The organism is Pseudomonas sp. Kh14, assembly GCF_900291005.1.
Taxonomy (GTDB): Bacteria; Pseudomonadota; Gammaproteobacteria; order Pseudomonadales; family Pseudomonadaceae; genus Aquipseudomonas; species Aquipseudomonas alloputida.
Genome location: NZ_OLKJ01000014.1, coordinates 56,349 through 81,461 on the forward strand (window position 1 = coordinate 56,349; position 25,113 = coordinate 81,461).

Here is a 25,113-nt window from a genome sequence, read left to right on the forward strand (position 1 = left end):
AAGCGCAAAAAACAGTGGCTAATAATCTATTTGTTCGATGTATTTGGGCGCCTATGTCGTCCTTCAGGTCGCAAGGCTGGCTTGGGAGCGTTCGTACGGGCGCTAGCGTTCTGCCAGCCATTGCAGCTTGATAAGGTGGAATTAATAGGGCGTTAAGAAGGAAAGTTCTGAATGAAAAAGGGGCGCTCCATGCAATGGAGCGCCCCTTTTTAGTACTGCCAGGCCAGCGTTACTCAGTGGTAATCCGCGAGTGCTGCTTGGTGTCTTTCATGGTCGCGTAAACCAGCAGCGAGCAGGCGATACAGGCGGTGACGTACCAGTAGAAGCCGCTCTCCATCCCAGCGCTCTTGAACCAAAGGGCCACGTATTCGGCGGTGCCACCGAAGATCGACACCGTCAGGGCATACGGCAGGCCCACGCCCAGGGCGCGAATCTCGGTAGGGAACAGCTCGGCTTTGACCACGGCGTTGATCGAGGTATAGCCGCTTACGATGATCAGTGCGGCCATGATCAGGAAGAATGCACCCCACCAGGTCTGGATGGTGTGCAGGGTGCTGAGGATGGGGACGGTGAACAGGGTGCCGAGCACGCCGAAGGCGATCAGGATCGGACGGCGGCCGATCTTGTCGGACAGACCACCGATCACCGGCTGCAGGCACATGAACAGGAACAGCGTGGCGGCCGAGATGGTGGTCGAGTCACTGATGCTCATGCCCACGGTGTTGACCAGGTATTTCTGCATGTAGGTGGTGTAGGTGTAGAAGGCCAGGGTGCCGCCCATGGTCAGGCCGACGACGGTCATCAACTCCTTGGGGTGACGCAGCAGGGTGCGCATCAGGCTTTCCTTGGCCTTTTCCTTCTTGGTGAACGAGGCGGTTTCTTCCATGCCGCGACGCAGGTACAGGGCCACCACGGCGCACAGCGCACCGATCACGAACGGCACGCGCCAGCCCCAGGCGTACAATTGCTCGGTGGTCAGGGTCTGTTGCAGGACGATCAGTACCGCCAGGGCGATGAGCTGGCCAGAGATCAGGGTCACGTACTGGAAGCTGGAGAAGAAACCACGGCGCTCCTTGCTGGCCATCTCGCTGAGGTAGGTGGCCGAGGTGCCGTATTCACCACCCACCGACAGGCCCTGCAGCAGGCGCGCGATGACCAGCAGGACAGGTGCGGCGACGCCGATGGTTTCATAACCTGGGGTCAGGGCGATGACCAGCGAGCCTGCGCACATGAGCAATACCGACGCCATCAGCGCGGCCTTGCGGCCCTTGCGGTCGGCGTACAGGCCCATCAGCCAGCCACCGATCGGGCGCATCAGGAAGCCCACGGCGAAGATCGCAGCGGTATTGAGCAGTTGTGCGGTGGAGTCGCCGGCGGGGAAGAAGGCCTTGGCGAAGTACAGCGAGAATGCGGCGTAGACGTACCAGTCGTACCATTCGACCATGTTGCCGATGGACCCGCTGAAAATCGACTTCAGGCGGCTGGCGGTGGTTTTTTCTGCGGCAGGCGCGGTGGCCGCCCCGGCGGGCAGGGAGGTGGCGTTATCCATGAGGGATACCTTCTCGTTGTTTTTGTGGAGCGCGCCGTGGCGCAGCTTGCCAAGGCAATTGCAGAAGGTGTGCCAAATGGGTGCGGGCTGATTCATTTGAGGGCATCAAATAGCCCGAGCCGGCACAGTAGTGGTGTTGCGCCGCCCTTTGCAGGAGCGGGCTTGACCGCAAAGGGCTACAAAGCAGTCCAAAACCTCGATGTCATGAGCGGTTTTTTGCCTACCAGGTCTTGGTCATAAGCGGATTTCCGCTCATGCCTGCCCAATAAAATCCTCGCGCACCAGCCCATGCCGTTGCATCTTTTCGTTAAGGGTGCGCCGCGGCAGTTGCAATGCCTCCATCACCGACTTGATCTCGCCCCCATACTGACGCAAGGCCGCGCGCAGGCATTGCGCCTCGAATGCTTCCATCTGCTCGCCCAGCGACTGCCCGGCAGGTGCCACCTCGATGTTTGGCGAACCCAGGCCCAGCGCATGCCGCTCCGCCGCATTGGCCAGCTCACGCACGTTGCCAGGCCAGTCATGTGACAGCAGCTGCGCCAGCTGTGCAGCCGATAGCGGCGGGGCGGTGCGACCAAGCTTTTCACCTGCAGCACGGGCAAAGTGTTCGAACAGCAGCGGAATGTCCTCCCGCCGCTCGCGCAGCGGTGCCAGGCGCAATTCGGCCACGTTCAGGCGGTAGGCCAGGTCTTCGCGGAAGCGCCCGGCACGAGCCTCCTCGAGCAGGTCGGGCTTGGTCGCAGCAATGATGCGCAGGTCGACGCTGATGCTCTGGTTGGCCCCCAGGCGCTCCAGCTTCTGCTCCTGTATCACCCGCAACAGCTTGGCCTGTTGGGCCAGTGGCATGCTCTCGATTTCGTCGAGGAACACGGTGCCACCGTTGGCATATTCCAGCTTGCCGATTCGTTTACCCTGGGCGCCCGTGAAGGCGCCGCTCTCATGGCCGAACAGTTCGGCCTCGAACAACGACTCGGGGATGGCTGCGCAGTTAAGGGCTACAAAGGGCTTGGCGGCACGGGGGCCAAAGTCGTGCAGGCAGCGGGCCACCCGCTCCTTGCCACTGCCGGTTTCACCGCGGATCAGCACGTTCACCGGCAGGCCGGCCAGGTCCAGCACTTGCCGGCGCAGCTGTTGCAGGCCCTGGGACATGCCCAGTAGCGTGACTTCCAGGCGTGACTTGAGGTCGGCCTGCTCGTGGAGCCGGCGGTTCTCAAGCACCAGCTGGCGTTTTTCAAGGGCGCGGCGCAGGCTGCCCAGCAAGTCTTGCGGCGTGAAGGGTTTTTCCAGGAAGTCATAGGCCCCCATGCGCATGGCTTCTACCGCCATCGGTACATCACCGTGACCGGTCAGCAGAATCACGGGCAGGTCGGGGTCGTTCGCCTGCAGGCGTTCGAGCAATTGCAGGCCATCCATGCCCGGCATACGCACATCGCTGATGATCACCCCAGGGAAGTGCTGCGGCAGGTGTGCCAGGCACGCTTCGGCGTGAGCGAACAACTGCACGCTGAAGCCAGACAGACTCAGCCATTGCTCGACAGCAGTGCGGATACTGGCTTCATCATCGACGACGATCACCGAATTCAACATACAGGCTCCAGGTCACGGGGCAGGGTAAGGCCCAGGCGCGCGCCGCCAGGCAGGTTTTCGGCCCGCAGCTGGCCGCCGGCCTCGTGGACGATGCCGTAAGAAATGGCCAGGCCCAGCCCCAGCCCTTCCCCCACCGGTTTGGTGGTGAAGAACGGGTCGAAGACCTTGGCCAGGTCGGCTTCGGCAATGCCGCCACCCGAGTCGAGCACACTCAGGCGCCATAGCTCCCCGTCGGGTTCGATGCGGATTTCCAGGCGTTTGTAACGCTTGTCGAGCATGGCGTCGAGTGCATTGTGCAGTAGGTTTATCAGCACCTGCTCCAGGCGGATGGCATCGCCGCGTACCCAGGCCGGACGTGCCAGGTACAGAGCCACTTCCACTTCTTCGTTGCGAAGTCGCGCTTCCAGCAGGTGCAAGGCCTGGTCGACCACGGTTGCCAGGTCAAGGCGTTCGCGCAGGCCCATCGGGCTGTTGCGGGCAAAGGTTTTCAGGTGGCTGGTAAGTGCTGCCATACGCGTGAGCATCTGTTCCAGTGGCTCCAGCGCTTGCCGCGCTTCGTCATGGCGACCATGGTCAAGCAGCAGGCGCAGGGTTTCCAGCTGCATACGTTGGGTGGTCAGCGGTTGGTTGATTTCGTGGGCCATGGCCGCTGACATCTGCCCGAGTGCGGCCAGCTTGGCTGATTGCACCAAGCCTTCCTGGGCAGTGCGCAGCTCGCGGGTGCGCTCCTCGACCTGGCGTTCGAGTTCTTGCCGGCTGCGCTGGCGCAGGCGTGCCAGGCGCAGGCGTTGGCTGACGAAAAGGGCGGCGAACACCAGGCTCAGCCAGACGGCGGCGGCGCCAAGCGCGGCATTACGGCCGTCGGCAGCGACCTGCGGTTTGCGCAGCAGGTGCAAGGTCCAGTTTTCGCCTTCCAGCGGCAGGCTTTCCCACAGGTACTCGGTACTACCCTCGGGGCCTTGCACGCGGCTTAGGGTGCTGTAGGGGGCAAACCGCGTCAGCACCTGATGGTGTAGCGGCACCAGCGGTTGCTTGTCGTACTGACGGGTTTCGGCCAGCTCCGCACGGTCGGCGCCACTGAGCGGCTGAAGTTCGCGGTAACGCCAGCCATCCTGGTTTGCGATGAAAGTGATGCCTCGGGCGTCGCTGACCAGCAGGATATCGTTGCCCTGTCGCCATTCGCGTTCCAGCTCGGGGAACTCCAGCTTCACCACCATGGCGCCAAGGAATCGGCCGTGCTCGTCGTTCACCGCGCTGGCGAGGAAGTAGCCCGGCACGCCACTGGTCACGCCCACGGCATAGAAGCGGCCACTGCCCTGGCTGCGGGTTTGCTTGAAGTAGGGGCGGAAACCGTAGTTGGAACCGACGTAGCTACTGGGCAGCCGCCAGTTGCTGGCGGCAATGGCCAGCCCGGTGCGGTCGAGCAGCTCGAGGGTGGAGGAATTGGCGGCGCCATTGATGCGTTCGAGCTTGAGGTTCAGGGCGTTCTGAACCTTTTCGTCGACCGGGCCGCGCAAGGCTGTAATCAGCTCCGGGTCCAGCGCCAGCACGGCGGGGAGGGCACGGTAGCGATCGATCAGGGTGTGCAGTGCGTTGGCGTACAGGCCCAGTTGCTGGCTGGCACGCTTGGCGTCGTCTTCCATGGCCTGGCGCTTGGCCTGGTGCATGGCCCATCCGGCGCTGAGTGCGGTACCCAGCACGATCAGCAGGGTGATCAGCCCCAGACGCAGGGCGCGAAAGGAAAAGGGCATCGGGGGCGGATCCGGTGGTGGGATATCGGGGCCGGCCTCTTCACAGGTAAACCCGCGCCTACAGGTACTCTGCAGCACCTGTAGGCGCGGGTTTTATCCGCGAAGAGGCCGGAACAGGCGGCCTATTTCAGTCAAAGCAATTCAAAACTCTGCTGATGCACCGCCTGGGAATCCAGCCCTACCTGGACATTGAACTCCCCTGGTTCGGCAACCCGCTGCAACTGGCCATTGTAGAACTTCAGGTCGTCCTCGCTGATGCGGAAGGTCAACGTGCGGGTTTCACCCGGTTCAAGCATCAGCTTCTGGAAGTTTTTCAGCTCTTTCACTGGGCGGCTCATCGACGCCGACACATCCTGCAGGTACAGCTGTACCACCGTCTCGCCTGCAACCTTGCCGGTGTTCTTGACCGTTACCTTGGCTTCCAGCGTATCGCCGCGCTTGAGATCCTTGCTCGACAGGTTCAGGCCGGACAGCTCGAAGCTGCTGTAGCTCAAGCCATAGCCGAACGGGTAAAGCGGCCCGTTGGGTTCTTCGAAGTATTGCGAGGTGTAGTTGCCCGGCTTGCCCGGCGTGAACGGCCGGCCGATGCGCGTGTGGTTGTAGTACATCGGGATCTGCCCCACCGACCGTGGGAAGGTAATGGCCAGCTTGCCGGAGGGGTTGTAGTCGCCAAACAGCACGTCGGCGATGGCATTGCCGCCTTCGGTGCCGGCGAACCAGGTTTCCAGGATGGCGTCGGCCTGCTCGCGCTCCCAACTGATGGATAGCGGCCGGCCGTTCATCAGCACCAGCACCAGCGGTTTGCCGGTGGCCTTGAGCGCCTTGATCAGCTCGCGCTGGCTGGCCGGGATCTCCAGGGTGGTGCGGCTCGACGACTCGTGGGACATGCCGCGGGACTCGCCGACCACTGCTACCACGACGTCGGATTGCTTCGCCGCCTTGACTGCTTCATCGATCATCACCGCAGGCGGGCGTGGGTCATCGACGATTTCCGGGGCATCGAAGTTGAGGAAGTTCAGGTAATCGAAGATCGCCTTGTCGCCCGTGACGTTGGAGCCTTTGGCGTAGACCAGCTTGGCCTTGCCTTCCACGGCGCGGCGCAAGCCTTCGCGCACGGTCACCGAGTGAACGGGCTTACCGTCGGCGGCCCAACTGCCCATCATGTCGATCGGGGCATCGGCCAGCGGGCCGACCAAGGCAATGGTGCCGGTCTTTTTCAGCGGCAGGGTCTGGTTGCGGTTTTCCAGCAGCACCAGGCTGCGGCGTGCCACGTCACGCGCAGCTTCGCGGTGCAGGCGGTCGTTGCCGTAGTAGTCCTTCAGGTCGGTTTCGGCCTTGCCGATGCGCACGTACGGGTCCTTGAACAGGCCCATGTCGTACTTGGCACCCAGCACTTCACGCACCGCCTGGTCCAGTTCGCGCTGGGTCACCTCGCCGGACTTCAGCAGGCCCGGCAGCTCTTCGCCGTACAGGGTATCGTTCATGCTCATGTCGATGCCGGCCTTGATCGCCAGCTTGGCGGCTTCACGGCCATCACGGGCGACGCCGTGGCGAATCAGCTCCTGGATGGCACCGTGGTCGCTGATGGTCACACCCTTGAAGCCCCACTCCTTGCGCAGCAGGTCGTTCATCAGCCAGGTGTTGGAGGTGGCCGGTACGCCGTTGATCGAGTTCAGCGCTACCATCACGCCACCGGCACCCGCATCGAGCGCGGCGCGATAGGGTGGCAGGTAGTCGTTGTACATTTTCGGCAGGCTCATATCGACCGTGTTGTAGTCGCGCCCACCTTCCACGGCGCCATACAAGGCGAAATGCTTGACGATGGCCATGATGCTGTCGGGGTTGGCCGGGCTGCTGCCCTGGAACGAGCGCACCATTACCTGGCCGATTTTCGAAGTCAGGTAGGTGTCTTCGCCGAAACCTTCGCTGGTGCGGCCCCAGCGCGGGTCACGGGCGATATCCACCATTGGCGCGAACGTCATGTCCAGGGCGTCGGCCGAGGCTTCGATCGCGGCGGTGCGGCCGACCTTGGCGACGGCCTCCATGTCCCAGGTAGCGGCCATACCCAGGCCGATCGGGAAGATGGTGCGCTCGCCGTGGACGGTGTCGTAGGCGAAGAACATCGGGATCTTCAGGCGGCTGCGCATGGCCGCGTCCTGCATCGGCCGGTTTTCGGGGGCAGTGCGGGAGTTGAAGGTGCCACCGATACGGCCGGCGGCGATTTCCTCGCGGATCTTGTCGCGGGGCATTTCCGGGCCGATGCTGATCAGGCGCAACTGGCCGATTTTCTCGGCTTCGGTCATCTGGCTGATCAGATGCTCGATGAATGCCTGCTTGTCCTGCAGGGGCGGGGCGGTGGGGGCGGCGAGGGCCGCCTGACTGGCAAGGCCCATGGCCAGGCCCAGCAAAGACAGTTTCATCATCAATTCCGTTTTGGGGCCTCTGCCGTATCCACGGTGATACGTGCGCGACCGAAGTTTTCAGGCGGCTATTGTTGTACGATTTGCAGGCAATTCTTCCAGCGGCGGATTATGCCTGAATATGTCGCCTGCGGATGAAGCCCCGAATGCCGGGATAACAACTATAAGAACGCTCAAGAGACCGACGGCATGACCCCCTTCGACGAATACCATCAGCGGCAGATTGCCGAAGCCATTGCCTGTGCCGAACGGCGTACCGATGCCGAACTGGTGACGGTGCTTGCCCGTCGTGCCGACGATTATGCGTATTGGCCGTTGTTGTGGGCCGCCGTGCTGGCACTGACCGTGCCCGGTCTGTTGCACTGGCTGCTGGCTTGGCCCAGCGTGCGTGGCGTGCTGATGGGCAACGTGCTGCTGTTCGTCGTTTTGTGCCTGCTGCTGCGCAACCCGCGCCTGGCCGACTGGCTGATCCCCCGTACCTTGCGCCGCTGGCGTGCTTCGCGCCTGGCCCAGCAGCAGTTTCGCGAGCAGAACCTGCAGCGCACAGCAGGCGCCACGGGCGTGCTGATTTTCGTCAGCGAGGCAGAGCAGCATGTGGAGATCCTGGTCGATCGGGGTATCGAACACTGCCTGGATGCCGAAGCCCGCGCGGCCATCGGTGCCCGCTTGGCCGAGCAGGTGCGCCAGGGCCGCACCTTGCAGGGCTTTGTCGAGTGCATCGAAGCGTGTGGCGAGCTGCTTAGCCAGCACGTGCCGCCAACCCATGCACGCAACGAGTTGCCCAACCGCTTGGTGATTCTCGACTGAAGGCGCGCCCAGCCTTGCTGGATTCCCTGTAGGAGCGGGCTTGCCCGCGAATCAGGCGATACGGCGTCTGCCACCGGCTTTGCCGGTGTTCGCGGGCAAGCCTGCTCCCACAGGGTGCCTGCGGCACGTTAGAATAGGCGTTCCGCTACCCAAGGCCCCCTTTTTCATGTCCGCCAGTACTTCTGCCTCTTGCGCGCCGGATGCGCGCGCTCAGTTTCTCGACCTGCTGAACGCCGCCCTGCACGGCGAAACCCTGGTCAAGCTGGTGCTGGCGCGCCATGTCGGTGCCGACCAGACCTTGCAACGGATCATTGCCAAGCCGCTGCAGGTCAAGGGCCAGCCGTGCCTGTCGCTGGTCTACCGCCACCAGACCCGCGACATCACCCGCAACCTGCCGCTGGATCAGGCCCAGGTGCTGGTTGCCGAACTGCTGCCGGACAGCTTCCGCAATGCTCATCTGTTCGATGCTGACGGCGAAGTGCAGTTGACCTTCAGCAAGAAGGGCAAACCGATGCTCCAGCGCCACGGTGCCCAGGCACCGCGCGTGGCCGATGCGGGCAGCGGGCATGACCGCGAGAAGAAGCGTTATCTGGAGCTGTCGCGGCCGTTTCTGCGCGACCTCGGTGTGACCGACGCACAAGGCGCACTGATCCCGTCCATGTCACGCAAGTGGAAGCAGATCAACAAATTCATCGAGGTTTTTGATCACGCCCTGGCCAATGCACCTGTGTCGCCGGAACAGGCGCTGCGGGTGGCCGACTTCGGTTCGGGCAAGGGCTACCTGACCTTTGCCATGCATGACTACTTGCGCAACAGTTTGGGCCGTGACGCACAGGTGACCGGCGTGGAGCTGCGCCAGGACATGGTCGACCTGTGCAACGCCGCGGCCGCACGCCTCGACCACCCGGGCCTGGAGTTCCAGTGTGGTGATGTGCGCAGCGTGGTGCCTGAGGCCATCGAGGTGATGATCGCCTTGCATGCCTGTGATATCGCCACTGACTACGCCATCCATACCGGCATCCGCTGCAACGCCGCGATCATCATGTGCTCGCCGTGCTGCCACAAGCAGATCCGCCCGCAACTGCACAGCCCGGGGTTGCTGCAGCCCATGCTGCAGTATGGCCTGCACCTGGGCCAGCAGGCCGAGATGCTGACCGACAGCCTGCGTGCGCTGTACCTGGAAGCCTGTGGCTATGAAACCAAGGTGTTCGAGTTCATCTCGCTGGAGCACACCAACAAGAACAAGATGATTCTTGCGGTGAAGCGGCGGCAGGCGGGGGATAACGGGGCGTTGCTGGAGAAGATTGCCCAGCTCAAAGCGTTCTACGGGGTGCAGGAGCATTGCCTGGAAACGTTGTTGCGCGCGGATGGGTTGCTCTGACGCCACCCACCGGCACGCCTGCCGGGCACTCTGTCAGCGCCGAGCAGGGGGCACTTCGATAGCCAATGCTGCCTGCCCCAACGGATGGGTGCTGGCATCGAAGAAATGCAGCACCGTCCCCGGCAAATCCCCGAAACGATCTGCAAAATGCTGCTTCTGATTGATCACCGACGCCTCGCCCAGCGGCCGAATGGCGATGGATAGCTGTTGCGGATGGGCTTGGCGAACAGCGTCGAGCAGGTGCCGGTCACTGCTGTCCAGATGCTGCCCGAACAGGCATATCCCTTGGCTTTCCTGCGCCAGCTGCCCCAGGCACCAGCTCAGATAGTCCGAGTTGCGGATCGCGCGCAGTTTCTCGTCGCTGCGGTCTTCGTTGACGAACAGCGGGACTTCACCCGGGATATTCACCGCAAACCCATCGAGCAGTTCGGCGCTTTCAGCGCTGCGCTGGCGGGTGGTGCCGTCGGGCAGCTTGAGCAGGTGCAGGCCGCCATGCAGGTGCAGCACCCGGGTACCTTCGCTGCCGGTGCGTCGCACGTCGAAATAGCCTTGTTCGTCGAACAGTTCGGCGAAGCCATTCGAGGCGTGCTGCACGGCCCATGGCAGCACCAGGTCGTAGTTGCTGGTGTAGACGCTTCGATAGCCGCGCAGGGCCTGATTGAGGGTTGCCAGGGTGGCCGGCGGCATCAATGGCCAGGGCAGATGCACCGTGCGCACGGCGTGAATCAATGCTTCCTTGATCGAGTAGTAGCGGTTCAGCGGCGCGGTGGAGTTGATCGCCAGTGCGGCATTGGTACGCACGGTGGTGTTGAGGGCGCTGAGCACCGGCTCGAACAGTTCCGTGGCCAAGGACTTGAACAGTGCCTGGTCACTGACCGCCAGGCCTTTCTTGCGGCCTGCGCGTTGCGCCTGCTCGAACAACGAGAAGTAGCCGAACGGCTTCCATACTGCGCGGCTTGCGCCGTTGCCCAGCAGCAGGGCGTCGCAGGGATAGCGGGCGGCGAGTTCTGGCCAGGGGGTAAGGGTGGCATCAAGTGCGGGCATGCTGGATCCGTTGGGTGGTGCGGGGAACGGGGCGACTTTAGCATGTCATGCAAGGTGTGCGAGGGTTGGTGTCAAGGTGATGGTTTTGTGCTGCCTGTGCTGGCCCTTTCGCGGGTAAACCCGCTCCTACAAGTCCATGTAGGAGCGGGTTTACCCGCGAAAGGGCCAGCACAGGCGCAGCACGTTGAACAGGATGAAAGCCGCTCAACCCTGTTCTGTCACTTGCACGCTGCGGTTTTGGTTGCGCCACACGCGGTACGCACGAATCCCTGCGCGTACCGAGCCGAATAGCAGTTTTTCTTCCATGTCCCGCGCCATCCCCGAGCGCACCAGCATGCGCAGGAAAGTGCCACGGGCGCGAGCGATGGCGAAGAGGATGCCTTGAGCCGCCAGGGTGTCACGCACTTCGCGCAGGGCGGCGATGCCGCTGACATCGATGCTGGTTACCGCTTCGGCATCGAACAGCACGGCTTTAGGCTGGTCCTGGCTTTGCACGGCTTCAAGCAGGCGCATCTTGAAGTAGTCGGCATTGAAGAACAGGATGGCGTCGTCGAAGCGGTACACCACCAGGCCAGGCACGGTGCGGGCGTCTTTGAACTTGCGGATGTCCACCTGGCCTTCGGTGCCTGGCAGCCAGCCCAGTACGGCATCGGTGGGCTGGTAGATGCTGTAAAGCAGGCGCAGGATCGCCAGGGTCACGGCAAACACGATGCCGGGCAGCACACCCAGGCCCAGTACGCCCGCCGTGGTCAGCAGGCACAGCCAGAACTCGAAGCGGCTTAGACGCCGGATATGCCCCAGCGATTTGATGTCGATCAGCCCCCAACCCGCCATCAGCAGCACGGCGCCCAGCGCAGCCTGCGGGATCCAGGCCATGGGCGCGGTGAAGAACAGCAGGATCAGGGCGATCACCAGTGCCGCGATGATGCCCACCAGCTGGCTTTTGCCACCGACCATGTCGTTGACTGCAGTGCGCGAGTCGGCACCGCTGATGGCAAAGCCCTGGGAAACCCCGGCCGCCAGGTTGCTCACGCCCAGGGCGACGAATTCGTGGTTGGCGTTGATCGCATAGCCATGCCGGGCGGCAAAGCTGCGTGCGGTAAGCATGGCGCTGCAGAAGCTGACGGTGGCGATACCCAGGGCGTCGCGCAGCAGGCTCTTCATTTCCGCCAGGTTGCTGTGTGGCCAAGCCAGTTGCGGGATGCCTGAAGGTACCGGCCCAAGGACGGCGACGCCGAAGCGGTCAAGGCCGAACAGGCCAACCAGCAGCATGAACAGCGCCACTACCGTGAGGGCTGCGGGCAGGCGCGGGTAGCGCCGTGGCAGCCAGATGAGCAGGCCCAGGGCGGCCAGGCCGATGATCAATGTGACCCAGTGAGTTTCCCCCAGGCGCTGGACGAAGTTGATCAGGCTGAGGATGAAACCGTCGCCCTCGATCTTGAAGCCCACCACCTTGGACAGCTGCCCGGCGATCAGGCTCAGGCCGATACCGTTGAGGTAGCCGATCAGGATCGGCCGCGAGAAGAAGCTGGCGATGAAACCGGCCCGCGCCAGGCCCGCGGCAATCAGCATCACGCCGACCAGCACGGTGACGATCACCGACAGTTCGACGATGCGCTGCGGGTCGCCCATGGCCAGCGGTGCCACGGCACCGGCGATCATCGCGCAAGTGGCGGCGTCGGGGCCGACCATCAGCTGGCGCGAGCTACCGATCAGCGCATAGACCATCATCGGTAGCACGCAGGCGTACAGGCCATATTGCGGCGGCAGCCCGACGATCTGCGCATAGGCAATGGCAATGGGAATCTGGATCGCGGCTACCGACAGGCCAGCTTGCAGGTCGGCGTGGAACCATTCGCGGCGGTAATGCAGCAGGTTGGCAAGGCCCGGTAGCCAGCGGGAGAGAAACATGCGTTGTCCTTTCGAATGGTTTCACGAATCCAGTGAGCATATCCGCCACAAGCCGTTTCGCTTGCGCACGCAAAAACCCGATGCGCATTGAAGCGGATCGGTGGGTAAATGGCCATGGGCCAGGTCAAGCAGGTGAAAAACGAAAAAAGGAGCCTAGGCTCCTTTTGACTGCGATGACGTTGCTGGAACGCCATGCGGGAATGCGATGTGGAGCGGGTAGAGGGAATCGAACCCTCAACTAAAGCTTGGGAAGCTTTCGTTTTGCCACTAAACTATACCCGCATCTGAGCTCGACTTTTTACCAGAACCTTCAGCGAATTAGAAGCCCAAGTTATAAAAAAGCTTGTCGGCGCCCCGTGGCTTGCGGGTATTGGCTACAAGGCGCCGAGCCGCTCAAATGGCAAATGCATGCTGCCCCTGTTGCACGGGTTGGTAACGTTGACGGGGTTCACGCACGGTTGGCTTGAGGAACCCCAGCATGACACTGCGGGTGTTCTCGCAGGCGGTCTTGTTCTCCATGTCCAGGAAGTGGCCCGCATCGCGGATCACGCTGAACTGGCTTCTGCCCACATGCTTGCTGAACTGCCGCGCATCTTCGACTGTGGTGTACTCGTCGCGCTCGCCGTTGATGAACAGCACCGGGATGTTGATATTGCGCGCGCCTTGCAGCGCACGTTCCAGGTCGTGCTCCAGCACCTGGTTGATGTGGAAGTGCATCTGTGCGTACTCGTGGCTGTCCAGGCTGCTCACATGGCGGTAGTTGAAGCGTTTGAACAGCGACGGCAAGTGCTTGCCGATAGTGTCATTGACCAGGTTGCCGACCTGATAACGGTCGCAGGCGGCCAGGTACTGGCAGCCACGGTCCAGATAGTCGCGCATCGGCTCGTTGATCACTGGCGAGAACGAACTCACCACCGCCTTCTTCACGTACCGCGGCTGGTGCGCCAGCGCCAGCAGCGTGCTTGCGCCACCCCACGAAAAAGACAGCACGTGGTCTGCCTGGAAGTGCTCGATCAGCTCAAGGAGGATATGCGCCTCGGTCTCCTTGCTGATCAGCCGTTCCTGACGGTTGTGCGGCTTGGACTTGCCTGAATAAGGCTGGTCGAACAGAACCACGTTGAACTGTGGGTACAGGTTACGTACCGTCTGGGCGAACGAGGCCGTGGTGGCCAGCGAGCCGTTGATCAGGATGATCGTGTTTTCGGCCGCATCCGCGCGATAGAACTCCGTGTAAACCCGATACTGACCTTGGATATCAAGTACAGCGATTTCTGGCCTCATGTCATCGACTCCTGGCGCAAAAAGGGTATTCGCGTCACCTAGGGTGCACGTTCTTTATGACAGGTAGGCATTTGCCTGAAGATAATCCGGGGCCCTGTGTCGATCCTTGGCACTTGCGTCGACGGTATTGTTTTTGGCGGGCAATTTGCCGTGCCCCAAGGCATCAAGGCTTTGGGTGGCCGGCAAAAAGTGTCATTGATTGCAGGTGTGACTTGGTAGTCACATGCAGACTGACGATTTGGATTCAAGCAGTGGGTTGGGGATCGCGCAAGTGCCGTTCGGTAAGTAATGTGACTTTTGTCGCTGAGCGGTCGTGTGACGACGTGGGCTGTCTGTCACGGCCTAGACAGTGGCTATCTCATTGGCCGTCAGTTCACGATACTCCCCCGGCGCCAACCCCGGATCCAGCCGGATCGCCCCCATGCTCTCCCGATGCAGCCCGATCACCTTGTTGTTGAAATGCCCGAACATGCGCTTGACCTGGTGGTAACGCCCCTCGACGATCGCCAGCCGGGCTCGGTGGGGGCCGAGGATGTCCAGCTGGGCAGGTTGGGTGGTGAGGTCTTCGAAGGCAAAATAGAAACCCTCGCGAAACTTGGCCACATAGTGCTCGCCAATCTCGTCCTCTGTGTCCACCATATAATGCTTGGGCAGCTTGGTGGCAGGCTGGGTCAGGCGCCGTGACCACTGGCCATCGTTGGTCAGGATCATCAGGCCGGTCGTGTTGAAATCCAGGCGCCCGGCTATGTGCAGGTCATCTCGCAACGCCGCTGGCAGCAGGTCGAGAACGGTACGGTGTTGCGGATCGTGGGTGGCGCTTACGCAGCCAGTGGGCTTGTACAGCATCAGGTAGCGGGCCGGGCGGCCGGCCTGCAGCAGTTGCTCGTCCAGCTCTACGCGGCTGAATTCACGCACGTCGGTCAGCGGGTCGCTGACTACCTGGCCATCCACTCGCACGCGGCGTTGCGCCAGCATCAGGCGAACGTGCTGGCGGTTGTAACTGGGCAGGTTGGCGAGGAAACGGTCAAGGCGCATGGCAACGATCAGTGGGCAGCGGATGGACGGAGCTGTTCTTCAACGGCGGCGCAGCGCGGGCACAGACAGGCCTTGTTACGCAGCTCGTCGGGCAGGGCCTGGAGCACGGCCGGGTCGATGGTCACGCTGTAGCACCAACACGCCTGGGTGGCACGGCGTGGGTCGGCCAGGCTGCATTGGTTGAGGGCACCGCAAGCGGGGCAGTGTTGCTTGTCATTCATGGCGGGTTTCACTGCAGACACGGTTGCGGCCAGCCTGCTTGGCACGATAAAGCGCGCGGTCGGCGCGGGTCAGCAGGGCGTGCAGGGTATCCCCCGGTTGCAGGCTGCTCAGGCCGATGCTGGTGGTCAGCCGCAGCGGCTGGTTGTCGTAACTGAAGGTCAGCTGCTCGGTGCGTCGGCGGATCTTTTCCGCCACCTCGATGGCCTGGCGGCCTTCAGCTTCGCGCAGCAGCACGATGAATTCCTCACCGCCCCAGCGGCACAGTATATCTGACTGACGCAGGCTGCCTTGCAGCACATTGGCGAATTGGCGTAGCACTTCGTCACCTGCCAGGTGGCCGTGGTTGTCGTTCAGCGCCTTGAAGTGGTCCAGATCGATCAGCAAGGCCACCATAGGGCTACTGTCGCGCCGGGCTTCTCGCAGCGCCTGGGCGGCGAGCAGGTCGAAGCTGCGCCGGTTGTGCAAGCCGGTGAGGCTGTCGAGCGTGGCCAAGGCTTCGGTGCTGGCCTGGTGGCGGCGGACCATGGCATGCACCAGTGCCAGCACCACCAGGGTGATCATCGTACAGATCGCCAGGTTCAGGTACAGCGCGTGGCGAATGCGGTCGAGGACGCCGGTTTCGCGTTTGTCCACCAACAGGTACCAGTCCAGTTCGGGCAGGTGGCGAACGTTGAGAAAGTGGCTGTGGTTTTCGCTGTCATGGTACTCATGGCTGCCTTCGCCTGGCACCAGTTGCTCGGCCAGCATGGCCTTCAGCTCAGGGTTGTCCTTAAGTGACTGGCCGACTTGCAAGCCATGCGGGCCACCCTCGGAGCCGGTCAGCAGCACCTTGCCCTTGGCATCCGTGAATAGCACCGCGCGCTGGTAGCGGCGTTGGTACTGATCAATCAGCTTGACCACCGAAGATACGCTCAGCCCTACGCCTGCCGCGCCGATGAAGCGCTGCTGGTAGTCGTGCACCTGGTAGTTGATGAACACGGTCAGGCTGTCCTGGTTGGCCATGTCCAGATCGACGTTGATCTCATAAGGGGCCTTGAGTTCACGCAGACGGAAATACCAGGCATCACGCCAGGTGCCCGGTTCGACGTGCTTGAGCACGCCCTTGGCCTGGTAGTAGGTCAGCGTGCGATCGGACACGAAAAAGGACGTGAAGATGTCCTGCTTGCCCAGGACCTCACTCAGGTAGCGGGTCATGCGTTGGGTATCCTGTTCGCCGGACAGCACCCAGTCGCGCAGGAAGGTGTCCTGGGCCATCATCGAGGCGATCAGCACCGGGCGGATCAGGTCTTTCTGGATTTCCGAGTAGACAGTGTCGGAGGTCAGCGGCAATTCGGTATTGATGATGCCGTCGCGGATGGCGCTGCGCGAGGAGAAGTAGCTTAGCAGCGAGGTGGCCAGGAAGCCGCAGGCCAGTAACACGAGCAGGGTAACGATCAGCGAGCGTTGCGAGAACAGAGCGGAACGTAAGGGCATGATCTTCCCGTGATGTGTGCCAAGCCGCTTATTCTAGTGAGATGGCCGACAAATGACTGCAAGTTTTTCAGGGTGATTTCACCTGTATCAAGTTATTGCAGAAATGGCACTGCACCTGCACGCCGCTGTCTTAGTCAGTGTCGATTGACGCATCTCGTATCGACGCTCGCCAGCGCCGCTGTTCGGGCACTCCAGCGGTCCAGGAGGCCGCCATGTCCTATCGAATCCTGTTGATCACCCTGCTGGGGCTGATGACTTCGGCCTGCGCCCCGTACCATGAGCGCGGGGGCTATTACCGTTCGGACTACTACTCCACCGACCGCTATGTGGCACCGGGGTATTACCGCTATGACCGTTACTATGTGGCGCCTGCACCGCGCTACTACTATCAGCCTGCTCCCCGTTACTACAATCGGTCGGCCCCTGTGCCCCATTACCGGCCCTATTCACAGCCGCGGATGAACCAGTGGCATGGCAACCCGCGCTATGACTACGGCAATCGCCAGCGGCAGGATTACCGGCAGGACCGGGATCGTCATGACTATCGCAATGACAGCAAGCGTTACCGGCAGGGCGACCGGCACTCCAATCGGCAGGTTGACGACCGCGGGCGTTGGGACGGGCGGCGCGGGCAGGAGCGAGGAGGAAACTGGCAGCGCTAGCTGAGCGGAGGCGGGGGCTGAAAAGCAGCCCCCGGATCAGCAGGCTAACCCACATCCGCCAATGGGTGCCGCCCTTCCCACGCCTTGGCAAAATGCGCCTCGACTACCGCCGCCGGCACTTGCGCCACATCAGGCCAGTGCCAGCGCGGCTGGTTGTCTTTGTCCAGCAGGCGAGCGCGCACGCCTTCACTGAATTCAGGGTGGCGGCAACAGTTCAGGCTCATGCTGTATTCCATCTGGAACACTTGCGCCAACGACAGGTACCGCGCCCGGCGGATCTGCTCCCAGACCAGATGCGCCGTCAGCGGGCAACCCTCATGCAGACGGTGGCCGGCATCTGCCAGCAATGGGTCGTCATGCTGCTTGAGCCTTTCCAGCGCGCGCCAGGCTGAAGCCGCATCAGCCACGTCGAGTAACTGATCGATCTCATGCCGTCGTGGCAGCCACTGGGCATCAGGCAGCTCGGCGCAGGCACGATGCTGCTCGGCCTTGAGCAAGCTGTTCAGTTGTATGGCGGTCTGCTCCTGCCAGTTGAGTTGCACCAACTCCTCGATCAAGGCCTCTTGCTGGTGCTCGCCCAGAAAACGGTCAGCCAGGCCCAGGTCAAGGGCATCGCGGGCATTGATCGGCGCACCTGTCAGGCCGAAGAACAAACCCAGCTTGCCCGGCAGCCGGGCCAGGAACCAACTGGCGCCTACGTCAGGGTACAGGCCGATGCTGATTTCCGGCATGGCCAGCCGGCTGCTGGGTGTGACGATACGTACATTGGCGCCTTGCAGCAGCCCCATGCCGCCACCCAGCACATGCCCATGGCCCCAGCACAACAACGGTTTGGGGTAGGTGTGAAGGGCAAAGTCCAGGCGGTATTCGGCGGCGAAGAAGGAGGCCGCCAGCGGTGGGACACTGCCGGGGTGGTCGCGGCAGGCTTGCGCCAGCGCACGGACATCGCCGCCTGCGCAAAAGGCTTTTGCCCCGTTGCCGCGCAGCAGCACGCAGACGATACCCGGGTCGCGGGCCCAGGCATGCAGTTGTTCGCCCAGCACCTCGATCATTGGCAGGTTCAGGGCATTGAGCGCCTTGGGCGCATCCAGGGTGGCGATGCCGATGCGGGCGCCATCGACGCCGGTGAGTACCTCGCAGTGAATGGTCATGGACTACCTCTCGCAAGTCATCGCTCAAGTATGGCTTGCCTGGCCGATCATGCCGGTCGTCGGTCGGATCGTTTGACAAGCGCGAAGGGCTTACCTAGTGTCGCGCCATTGTTTATGGAAGGCCCCATGACTGACGACGATCGCATCAAACTCGAACCCAGCTGGAAGGCCGCATTGCGCGGTGAATTCGACCAGCCTTACATGCACCAGCTGCGCGAGTTCCTGCGTGGCGAGTACGCTGCCGGCAAGGAGATCTACCCGCCAGGGCCGCTGATCTTCAATGCGCTCAATTCGACACCGCTGGGCCAGGTGAAGGTGGTCATCCTCGGTCAGGACCCGTACCACGGGCCGGGCCAGGCACATGGCTTGTGCTTCTCGGTGCAACCGGGCGTGGCCACGCCGCCGTCGCTGGTCAATATCTACAAGGAGCTGCAGCGCGACCTGAACATCCCGATCCCCAGCCACGGCTACCTCCAAAGCTGGGCAGAACAAGGCGTTCTGTTGCTCAACACGACCATGACCGTCGAGCGCGCCAATGCCGCGTCGCATGCCAAGAAAGGCTGGGAATTGTTTACCGACAGGATTATCCAGGTGGTCAGTGAGCAATGCCCGAACGTGGTATTCCTGCTATGGGGGGCGCATGCACAGAGCAAGCAGAAGCTGATCGACGGTACAAAACATCTGGTTTTGAAGTCGGTCCATCCTTCGCCGCTGTCGGCGTATCGCGGGTTCATCGGTTGCGGGCATTTCAGCCGTGCCAACAGCTTCCTCGAGCAGCGGGGGCTCGGGCCCATCGACTGGACACTGCCCCCGCTGTGAGAAACCGCGGTGGGGTACGCAATCGCTCAGGGCGTCATGCTGATGCGCGGCTCGCTGCGCTGGCCAATGGCAATCCCCCGCTCATGGTTTTGGCGCACGTATTCCACCAAGGCTTCAAGGTCGGTGATGCCGGTGTCCTGGCGTCGCCTTCCTTCTTTGAAAGTGGCCAAGCCACCGCCTCCATCGGCCAGGAAAAGGTTGCTGACGACGCGATAATGGGTCAACGGCTCAACGGGTTTGCCGTGAAGACGCACACTCCCCTCGACGACACGGCTGCCGACAGGCCGTGAACCATCCCACTCATAATGAAAACCCTTCGATACTTGCAGCGGATTGAAACTGCCCCTGTTCCATTGAAGGTTGAGCAGTTCGGTAATCTGCTTGCCTGTCAGTTCCTGAACCACCAGTGGGTTATTGAAAGGTTGTACGGCGAATAATTGTTCGTAGGTCAGGTCGCTATCGGCAGGCTGGATAAGATCACTGCGCAGCCCACCCAGGTTGAGAAAGGCAACTTGTGTCTGAAACGCTTGGGTCATGGCCAATTGGGCATCCGTGACCAGGTTCCCCAAGGTTGTTTCACCGGCGGCATTTTCTTTGCGGTCAAGTTCTGTCGTCGAGATGCGTCCTATGGGTTCGAGCAACTTTTCCCCGGACCGCTGACGCACTTCCTCCAGCAAGCTCGTCAACTTGGCATTCGGCATGTAGTTCTGTGGGTCAGCAGGAATATTGCGGGCGGTGATGTTCGTGACGTGATGGGTGCCGGGCGTTACCTGCAACTTCAACTGGGTCAGGAAGTGGCCGTACTTGCCAGCCTGAGTGATGCTCACGTCACCCACCTTGCATTGATAGCTGGCATGCGAGTGACCGCTGATGACAGCATCTACCGCAGGATCCAGCCGCTTCGCCACGTCGACGATCGTGCCACTTAGCTGGCTGCAATCCTGCGTGTCGAACGGTTCGACGGTATCCCCTCCTTGGTGCATGACCGCAATAATTGCATTCACACCCTTGGCCTTGAGCTCTGGAATCACGTCATTGATGGCTTGCGCTTCATCTGTGGCTTTGAGCCCTGCGAATGCTCTGGCCGAGACCACTTTTTCCATGTTGCGCGGCACTGCACCGACGAACGCTATCTTGACCCCTTTTACCTGCTGAATGTGATAGGCCGGTAGCAAGCGCTCGCCCGTGGTGGTATCGATCAGGTTGGACGCTATGTAAGGGAAGCCACTTCCTGGATAATTGCCGCGAAACTTGCAGGCCTTTTCAGGGCGCGTTGACTCGCATCCTCCTTGGATCTGACGAAGAAACTCGGCCTTGCCTGCATCCAGTTCGTGGTTCCCGGATGCGCTGACAATCATGCCCATCGCGTTCAAGGCCTCAAGCACAGGCTCGTCAGCCCACAGCGCAGAAATGGCGGGGCTGCCCCCTATCAAGTCGCCTGCCCCGATGAACAGCAGATCGGGGTCCTGCGTTCGCAGTTCATCGAGCATGGCGCCGAGTGTGGCGATGCCGCCGTAGGTCAGGCGGGTAGCGCCTTGCGCGCCGGCGTAGTCCTGGGGGTTGGGTTCCAGGTAGCCGTGAAGATCATTGATAGCCACGACGTTGATCTGGACGGGGGCAGGTGTTTCTGCGGCAAGGCTGCCTGCGCTGATGGCAAGGCATGCCCAGGCAATAGCCGAGCGATAGTTGCAAGAAAGACGGACTTTCATCATTACCTCTTGAATGCCGGGAAGTGTGGGTTTGCTGGCGATCAGGGCAGCAATCCGACTCTATTCACCCGGGCATTGGGCAAGTGGTAACTATCTATCTTCAGGGTACTTGCAGCTCGAATGCCTGTTGTCCCACAACCGGAAGAGCGGTTCTGCCAGAAACAACACCAGGATCAGGCGCATCACCTGCAGCGCCGTCACCAGCGGCACTGACAATTGCAACGTTTCGGCCGTGAGGCTCATTTCGGCGATCCCGCCAGGCATCATCCCCAGTGTCAGCGAACGCAAGTCCAGTGCAGTCATCATGCTCAGCACCCACGCGGCACTGGCGGCAATCGCCATGCACAACGCCGTGGCCATCAAGGTGCGCCCCAGGAACGACGGTGCGCGGCGGAAGAACGCGCGGTTGAAGTGGCAGGCAAGGCCGCTGCCGATGAGCCACTGGCCGATCTGGCTGGCGCCATTGGGCAGGGCGATCTGCAGGTTGCCGGCCAGGCTGACCGTAGCCGCTACCAGCAATGGCCCGAACAGCCAGGGGTTGGGCTGGCGCAAGCGCTGCCAGAGCAAGGCAACGGCAACGCCCAAGGGCGCAATCAATGCCAGCCAGCCCCAGCTCACGCTACCGGTGTGGTTCAGTGGTACCCCGTCACCCAGCAGAAACTTGAACAGCGCCGGCACGCACAGCACCACTGCCAGCACACGCAAGCTCTGTGCTGCCGCCACCTGGCTGAGCACCGCGCCATTGCGCGCCCCAAGGTTGACCATCTCTCCCGAACCGCCAGGCATGCTGGCGAAGAACGCGGTGGCGCGGTCTTCGCCGGTTCGCCGCAGCAGCCATACGCTGATCACGCTGGACAGGGTGGTGAACAACGCACCGAAGAAGATCAGCGCGAAATGGCTGGCCACCTGCTCGATCACCGCGGGGGTGAAGTGCAGGCCAATACCGATGCCGATGATCCACTGCCCGCACTTGCGGCCGTTGGGGATTTCCGACAGCTGCCAACGCGTCAGGCAGCGCACCAGGATGATCGCCAGCAATGAGCCGACCATCCATGGCAAAGGCCAGCCGACCTTGCTGGCGGCAAAACCGCCAGCAATGCCGACCAGCCCGGTCGCGACAAACAATGGCAACGACCGATCAGGCATCGGCCAGGGCCCGGCGTTGCAGGCTGCGTTTGCGCCAGATGCGCAGCAGCGGCAGGGCGAGCATCAGCACTACCAGCGCCCAGACGCCCATGCTGATCGGGCTGGACCAGAGGATGCCCAGTTCACCGTTGGAGATCGACAGCGCCCGACGCAGGTTCTGCTCCATCAGCCCGCCGAGGATAAAGCCCAGCAGAATCGGCGATAGAGGGAAGTCCAGCTTGCGCAGGATGTAGCCCATGATGCCGATGCCGACCATGAGGAACAGGTCGAAGGTAGTGGCATGCACGGCGTAAACGCCGATCGCGGTGATGATGGCGATCACCGGCACCAGCGCCCAGTTTGGCACGGCGAGGATGCGGGTGAAGATGCGGATCATCGGGATGTTGAGGATCACCAGCATGATGTTGGCGACGAACAGCGAGGCGATCAGGCCCCAGACGATATCTGGCTGCTGTTCGAACAGCAGTGGGCCAGGGGTGATGTTGTACAGGGTCAGGGCGCCGATCATCACGGCCGTGGTGCCAGAGCCCGGTACGCCCAGGGTCAGCATCGGGACCAGGGCGCCACAGCAGGACGCACCAATGGCAGTTTCCGGCGCTGCCAGGCCGCGGGCATCGCCTTTGCCGAACTTGCCGCTTTCCCCGGCCATGCGTTTCTCGGTCATGTAGGCCACGGCGCTGGCCAGCGTTGCGCCGGCGCCGGGTAGAACACCCATGATGAAACCGAGCAGGCCGCAACGGATGTTGACCAGGAACACCGAGGCCGCTTCCTTGAAGTTGAACAGCATGCGGCCGGTAGCCTTGACCGCTTGGTGGCCATGGTGGGTCTTTTCCAGCAGCAGGAGGATTTCGCTGACGGAGAACAGGCCCAGCACGAGCACCACGAACTGAATACCGTCGGCCAGGTGCACGCTGTCACCGGTGAAGCGGTAAACGCCGCTGTTGGCGTCGATGCCGACCGCCGACAGGAACAAGCCGATGAGTGCTGCAATGAAGGTTTTCAGTGGTTTGTCACCGGCCATGCCACCCAGCGCGACGATGGCGAACACCATCAGCACAAAGTACTCCGCCGGGCCGAAGGCGATGGCCCATTTCGCCAGCAGTGGGGCGAACAACACCATGCCGCAGGTGGCGATCAAGGCACCGATGAACGAGCTCCAGGCCGACAGCGACAGGGCAACACCGGCCAGGCCCTGGCGGGCCATCGGGTAACCATCGAGGGTGGTCATGACGGTCGAGGCTTCGCCCGGGATGTTCAGCAGGATCGAGCTGATACGCCCGCCATATTCGCAGCCCAGGTACACCGCGGCCAGCAGGATCAGCGCCGATTCCGGCGGCAGGCCGAGGGCAAAGGCGATGGGGATCAGCAGGGCCACGCCGTTGATCGGGCCCAGGCCCGGCAGCAAGCCGACCACGGTGCCGATCAAGGTGCCGGAGAGGGCGGTGACCAGGTTGTAGGGGGACAGGGCAATGCCGAAGCCCTGGCCCAGGTAGCTCAAGGTATCCATGTCAGTTCTCCAGTACGCTCAGCAGGCCAAGGGGCAGGGGCACGTCCATCACACGGTCGAACAGCCAGTAGAGGAAAATGCTCATGCCGGCCACCACAATGGCGCTTTGCAGCCAGCGGCCACCGTACAGCCGAGCCATGGGCAGGCCGACCAGGATGGCGCTGAGGATGAAGCCGAGCGCTTCGAAAGTGGCGGCGAAGATGATCAGCAGGCCGACACAGGCGGTGATCTTGATCAGGGTCTCGCGGTCCAGTTCCGGTTCGTCATCCTTGCGCACGATGGGCGTTGGGCGGAACACCAGGTACAGCAGGCCCAGCCCCATCAGGCCGAGCACCAGCAGCGGGTAAGCGCGCGGGCCCACCGGTTCATAGGAGAATGCAGCCTGATAGGGCCAGGCCATCACGGCCAGGGCGGCACACACCGCCAGCAGGGCCAGGGCGAAAATGCGTTGAAGGATCATTGGGGAATCCTCGTTGGGATTGCTCAAGTGAGATGCAAATCCTGTGGGAGCGGCCTTGTGTCGCGATCGGGCGCGAAGCGGCCGCTAAATCTGCCGATGCGATCTGTCCAAAGCATCGTATCGGCTGTGCCAGGGGCCGCTTCGCGCCCGATCGCGACACAAGGCCGCTCCCACAGGGGGGGAGTGAGTCCGACAGGCTTACTGGATCAGGCCGAATTCCTTGGCCAGCGCCTTGTAGTCAGCCACTTGCTTCTTCACATAGCCGTCCAGCTCTTCGCCGGTCATGGCGAACGGGAACAGCTCGCGCTGGTCTCGCAGCTTGGCGAAGTCCTCGGAGGCCAGCATCTTGTCGAACGAGGCCTTCCACCAGGCGTAGTCCTCGTCGTTCACTTTTGGCCCCAGGTAGAAACCGCGCACCACCGGCCAGACGATGTCGTAGCCCTGCTCCTTGGCAGTAGGGATGTCTTTCATTTCCGGCTCGTCCAGGCGGTTTTCAGAGAACACCGCGAGGATGCGCATGTTGCCGCTCTGGATGTGCGGCATGGAGTCGGAAATGTCGGTAGAGCCGACCTGGATATGGCCGCCCAGCAATGCCGTGGCGATTTCGCCGCCGCCCTCCAGGGCCACGTAGCGCAGGTCGCGCGGGTTTATGCCTGCGGCCTTGGCGATCAACGCGGTCTGCATCCAGTCCTGGCTGCCGACGGTACCGCCGGAACCGATCACGACCTTGCTCGGGTCTTTCTTCAGCGCTGCGACCAGGTCATCAAGAGTCTTGTAGGGCGAGTCGCTCTTCACTGCGATGGCACCGTAGCTGGTGCCGACGGCAGCCAGCCATTTCACCGCGTTTTCGTCGAAACGGCCGAATTTGCCCTGGGCCAGGTTAAGCAGTGAGCCGCTGGACCAGGCCACCAGCGTGCCGGCGTCTGCCGGGCGCTGGGCGACCACGGCGTTGTATGCGACCGCGCCGACACCGCCGGGCATGTAGGTGACGCGCATCGGCTTGCTGAGGATCTTTTCTTGTACCAGTGCGCTTTGCACCAGCTTGCAGGTCAGGTCGAAGCCACCGCCAGGGGAGGCGGGGGCGATGCATTCGGGGCGTTTCGGTTCTGCAGCGAGGGCGTTGCCGGCCAACAGCAGGCAGCCGGTAGCGAGGACGAGGCGGCGCAGTGAAAAGGTCATCGTCGATCTCCGTGAGTGT

General features: G+C 62.2%; 20 protein-coding genes and 1 tRNA gene. 4 read left to right on the forward strand and 17 right to left on the reverse strand.

Features of this window, described 5'->3' with window-relative positions:
- Positions 1 to 229: 229 nt before the first annotated feature.
- The 4 genes from FQ668_RS06450 to bglX form a co-directional block, all read right to left on the reverse strand.
- Positions 230 to 1,549: an MFS transporter gene (locus FQ668_RS06450; RefSeq protein WP_003251986.1), complete on the reverse strand. Its 1,320-nt coding sequence runs from the start codon at positions 1,547 to 1,549 to the stop codon at positions 230 to 232.
- A 252-nt stretch (positions 1,550 to 1,801) separates the two neighbouring features.
- Complete coding sequence (locus FQ668_RS06455; RefSeq protein ID WP_014592239.1) at positions 1,802 to 3,136, reverse strand: sigma-54 dependent transcriptional regulator; 1,335 nt, start codon at positions 3,134 to 3,136, stop codon at positions 1,802 to 1,804.
- Positions 3,130 to 4,887: an ATP-binding protein gene (locus FQ668_RS06460; RefSeq protein WP_019437968.1), complete on the reverse strand. Its 1,758-nt coding sequence runs from the start codon at positions 4,885 to 4,887 to the stop codon at positions 3,130 to 3,132. Before FQ668_RS06460 ends, FQ668_RS06455 begins: the two co-directional genes overlap by 7 nt.
- Positions 4,888 to 5,018: 131 nt before the next feature.
- Entirely contained in the window at positions 5,019 to 7,310 is a 2,292-nt protein-coding gene (gene bglX, locus FQ668_RS06465) for a beta-glucosidase BglX (protein WP_014592237.1), read from the reverse strand.
- Positions 7,311 to 7,496: 186 nt separating this feature from the next.
- On the opposite strand from bglX, the gene FQ668_RS06470 reads away from it, so the two are divergent.
- On the forward strand, positions 7,497 to 8,114 hold the full coding sequence (locus FQ668_RS06470) for a TPM domain-containing protein (RefSeq protein ID WP_014592236.1): 618 nt from the start codon (positions 7,497 to 7,499) through the stop codon (positions 8,112 to 8,114).
- 166 nt (positions 8,115 to 8,280) lie between these two features.
- Complete coding sequence (locus FQ668_RS06475; RefSeq protein ID WP_019437039.1) at positions 8,281 to 9,495, forward strand: SAM-dependent methyltransferase; 1,215 nt, start codon at positions 8,281 to 8,283, stop codon at positions 9,493 to 9,495.
- 33 nt (positions 9,496 to 9,528) lie between these two features.
- Here the strand turns inward: FQ668_RS06475 and FQ668_RS06480 are convergent, their stop codons facing one another.
- The 7 genes from FQ668_RS06480 to FQ668_RS06510 form a co-directional block, all read right to left on the reverse strand.
- Entirely contained in the window at positions 9,529 to 10,539 is a 1,011-nt protein-coding gene (locus tag FQ668_RS06480; protein ID WP_019437038.1) for a DUF4917 family protein, read from the reverse strand.
- A gap of 204 nt (positions 10,540 to 10,743) precedes the next feature.
- Positions 10,744 to 12,450, reverse strand: a complete 1,707-nt coding sequence (locus tag FQ668_RS06485; RefSeq protein WP_019436560.1) for a SulP family inorganic anion transporter — start codon at positions 12,448 to 12,450, stop codon at positions 10,744 to 10,746.
- A gap of 208 nt (positions 12,451 to 12,658) precedes the next feature.
- A tRNA-Gly gene (locus FQ668_RS06490) sits at positions 12,659 to 12,732 on the reverse strand.
- Positions 12,733 to 12,843: 111 nt separating this feature from the next.
- Complete coding sequence (gene phaG / locus FQ668_RS06495; protein ID WP_014592232.1) at positions 12,844 to 13,731, reverse strand: (R)-3-hydroxydecanoyl-ACP:CoA transacylase; 888 nt, start codon at positions 13,729 to 13,731, stop codon at positions 12,844 to 12,846.
- Between the two features lie 342 nt (positions 13,732 to 14,073).
- A complete protein-coding gene (locus FQ668_RS06500; RefSeq protein WP_144179941.1) occupies positions 14,074 to 14,766 on the reverse strand; it encodes a pseudouridine synthase in 693 nt (230 codons plus the stop codon).
- 8 nt (positions 14,767 to 14,774) lie between these two features.
- A complete protein-coding gene (locus FQ668_RS06505) occupies positions 14,775 to 14,987 on the reverse strand; it encodes a cysteine-rich CWC family protein (RefSeq protein WP_003252007.1) in 213 nt (70 codons plus the stop codon).
- Positions 14,980 to 16,461, reverse strand: a complete 1,482-nt coding sequence (locus tag FQ668_RS06510) for a diguanylate cyclase (RefSeq protein WP_014592230.1) — start codon at positions 16,459 to 16,461, stop codon at positions 14,980 to 14,982. The genes FQ668_RS06505 and FQ668_RS06510 overlap by 8 nt, the downstream gene beginning before the upstream one ends.
- A 212-nt stretch (positions 16,462 to 16,673) precedes the next feature.
- On the opposite strand from FQ668_RS06510, the gene FQ668_RS06515 reads away from it, so the two are divergent.
- A complete protein-coding gene (locus FQ668_RS06515; protein ID WP_014592229.1) occupies positions 16,674 to 17,123 on the forward strand; it encodes a hypothetical protein in 450 nt (149 codons plus the stop codon).
- A gap of 44 nt (positions 17,124 to 17,167) precedes the next feature.
- Here the strand turns inward: FQ668_RS06515 and FQ668_RS06520 are convergent, their stop codons facing one another.
- Entirely contained in the window at positions 17,168 to 18,274 is a 1,107-nt protein-coding gene (locus FQ668_RS06520) for an enoyl-CoA hydratase/isomerase family protein (RefSeq protein ID WP_014592228.1), read from the reverse strand.
- 126 nt (positions 18,275 to 18,400) lie between these two features.
- Here FQ668_RS06520 and ung point away from each other — a divergent pair, with 126 nt between their 5' ends.
- A complete protein-coding gene (gene ung, locus FQ668_RS06525) occupies positions 18,401 to 19,093 on the forward strand; it encodes a uracil-DNA glycosylase (protein ID WP_014592227.1) in 693 nt (230 codons plus the stop codon).
- A gap of 26 nt (positions 19,094 to 19,119) precedes the next feature.
- Here the strand turns inward: ung and FQ668_RS06530 are convergent, their stop codons facing one another.
- From FQ668_RS06530 to FQ668_RS06550, 5 genes are all read right to left on the reverse strand, one after another.
- Positions 19,120 to 20,802, reverse strand: coding sequence for a bifunctional metallophosphatase/5'-nucleotidase (locus FQ668_RS06530; RefSeq protein ID WP_041167069.1), 1,683 nt, complete (start codon positions 20,800 to 20,802; stop codon positions 19,120 to 19,122).
- Positions 20,803 to 20,892: 90 nt separating this feature from the next.
- Complete coding sequence (locus FQ668_RS06535) at positions 20,893 to 21,948, reverse strand: AbrB family transcriptional regulator (protein WP_041167068.1); 1,056 nt, start codon at positions 21,946 to 21,948, stop codon at positions 20,893 to 20,895.
- The gene (locus tag FQ668_RS06540) at positions 21,941 to 23,455 is read right to left on the reverse strand and encodes a tripartite tricarboxylate transporter permease (protein WP_119713329.1); all 1,515 of its coding nucleotides are present in this window, start codon (positions 23,453 to 23,455) and stop codon (positions 21,941 to 21,943) included. The genes FQ668_RS06535 and FQ668_RS06540 overlap by 8 nt, the downstream gene beginning before the upstream one ends.
- A 1-nt stretch (position 23,456) precedes the next feature.
- On the reverse strand, positions 23,457 to 23,915 hold the full coding sequence (locus FQ668_RS06545) for a tripartite tricarboxylate transporter TctB family protein (protein WP_014592223.1): 459 nt from the start codon (positions 23,913 to 23,915) through the stop codon (positions 23,457 to 23,459).
- Positions 23,916 to 24,113: 198 nt separating this feature from the next.
- The gene (locus tag FQ668_RS06550) at positions 24,114 to 25,094 is read right to left on the reverse strand and encodes a tripartite tricarboxylate transporter substrate binding protein (RefSeq protein WP_119713330.1); all 981 of its coding nucleotides are present in this window, start codon (positions 25,092 to 25,094) and stop codon (positions 24,114 to 24,116) included.
- Between the last annotated feature and the right edge of the window lie 19 nt (positions 25,095 to 25,113).

Excerpts from the sequence above, each read along its gene's own strand:
- FQ668_RS06540 (WP_119713329.1), bottom strand. The coding sequence starts at position 23,455 with ATGGATACCTTGAGCTACCTGGGCCAGGGCTTCGGCATTGCCCTGTCC.
- FQ668_RS06505 (WP_003252007.1), bottom strand. The coding sequence starts at position 14,987 with ATGAATGACAAGCAACACTGCCCCGCTTGCGGTGCCCTCAACCAATGC.
- FQ668_RS06460 (WP_019437968.1), bottom strand. The coding sequence starts at position 4,887 with ATGCCCTTTTCCTTTCGCGCCCTGCGTCTGGGGCTGATCACCCTGCTG.
- FQ668_RS06515 (WP_014592229.1), top strand. The coding sequence starts at position 16,674 with ATGTCCTATCGAATCCTGTTGATCACCCTGCTGGGGCTGATGACTTCG.
- FQ668_RS06535 (WP_041167068.1), bottom strand. The coding sequence starts at position 21,948 with ATGCCTGATCGGTCGTTGCCATTGTTTGTCGCGACCGGGCTGGTCGGC.
- FQ668_RS06475 (WP_019437039.1), top strand. The coding sequence starts at position 8,281 with ATGTCCGCCAGTACTTCTGCCTCTTGCGCGCCGGATGCGCGCGCTCAG.
- FQ668_RS06470 (WP_014592236.1), top strand. The coding sequence starts at position 7,497 with ATGACCCCCTTCGACGAATACCATCAGCGGCAGATTGCCGAAGCCATT.
- FQ668_RS06545 (WP_014592223.1), bottom strand. The coding sequence starts at position 23,915 with ATGATCCTTCAACGCATTTTCGCCCTGGCCCTGCTGGCGGTGTGTGCC.
- FQ668_RS06500 (WP_144179941.1), bottom strand. The coding sequence starts at position 14,766 with ATGCGCCTTGACCGTTTCCTCGCCAACCTGCCCAGTTACAACCGCCAG.
- FQ668_RS06550 (WP_119713330.1), bottom strand. The coding sequence starts at position 25,094 with ATGACCTTTTCACTGCGCCGCCTCGTCCTCGCTACCGGCTGCCTGCTG.
- FQ668_RS06480 (WP_019437038.1), bottom strand. The coding sequence starts at position 10,539 with ATGCCCGCACTTGATGCCACCCTTACCCCCTGGCCAGAACTCGCCGCC.
- bglX (WP_014592237.1), bottom strand. The coding sequence starts at position 7,310 with ATGATGAAACTGTCTTTGCTGGGCCTGGCCATGGGCCTTGCCAGTCAG.
- FQ668_RS06455 (WP_014592239.1), bottom strand. The coding sequence starts at position 3,136 with ATGTTGAATTCGGTGATCGTCGTCGATGATGAAGCCAGTATCCGCACT.
- FQ668_RS06520 (WP_014592228.1), bottom strand. The coding sequence starts at position 18,274 with ATGACCATTCACTGCGAGGTACTCACCGGCGTCGATGGCGCCCGCATC.
- FQ668_RS06510 (WP_014592230.1), bottom strand. The coding sequence starts at position 16,461 with ATGCCCTTACGTTCCGCTCTGTTCTCGCAACGCTCGCTGATCGTTACC.
- ung (WP_014592227.1), top strand. The coding sequence starts at position 18,401 with ATGACTGACGACGATCGCATCAAACTCGAACCCAGCTGGAAGGCCGCA.
- FQ668_RS06530 (WP_041167069.1), bottom strand. The coding sequence starts at position 20,802 with ATGAAAGTCCGTCTTTCTTGCAACTATCGCTCGGCTATTGCCTGGGCA.
- FQ668_RS06485 (WP_019436560.1), bottom strand. The coding sequence starts at position 12,450 with ATGTTTCTCTCCCGCTGGCTACCGGGCCTTGCCAACCTGCTGCATTAC.
- FQ668_RS06450 (WP_003251986.1), bottom strand. The coding sequence starts at position 1,549 with ATGGATAACGCCACCTCCCTGCCCGCCGGGGCGGCCACCGCGCCTGCC.
- phaG (WP_014592232.1), bottom strand. The coding sequence starts at position 13,731 with ATGAGGCCAGAAATCGCTGTACTTGATATCCAAGGTCAGTATCGGGTT.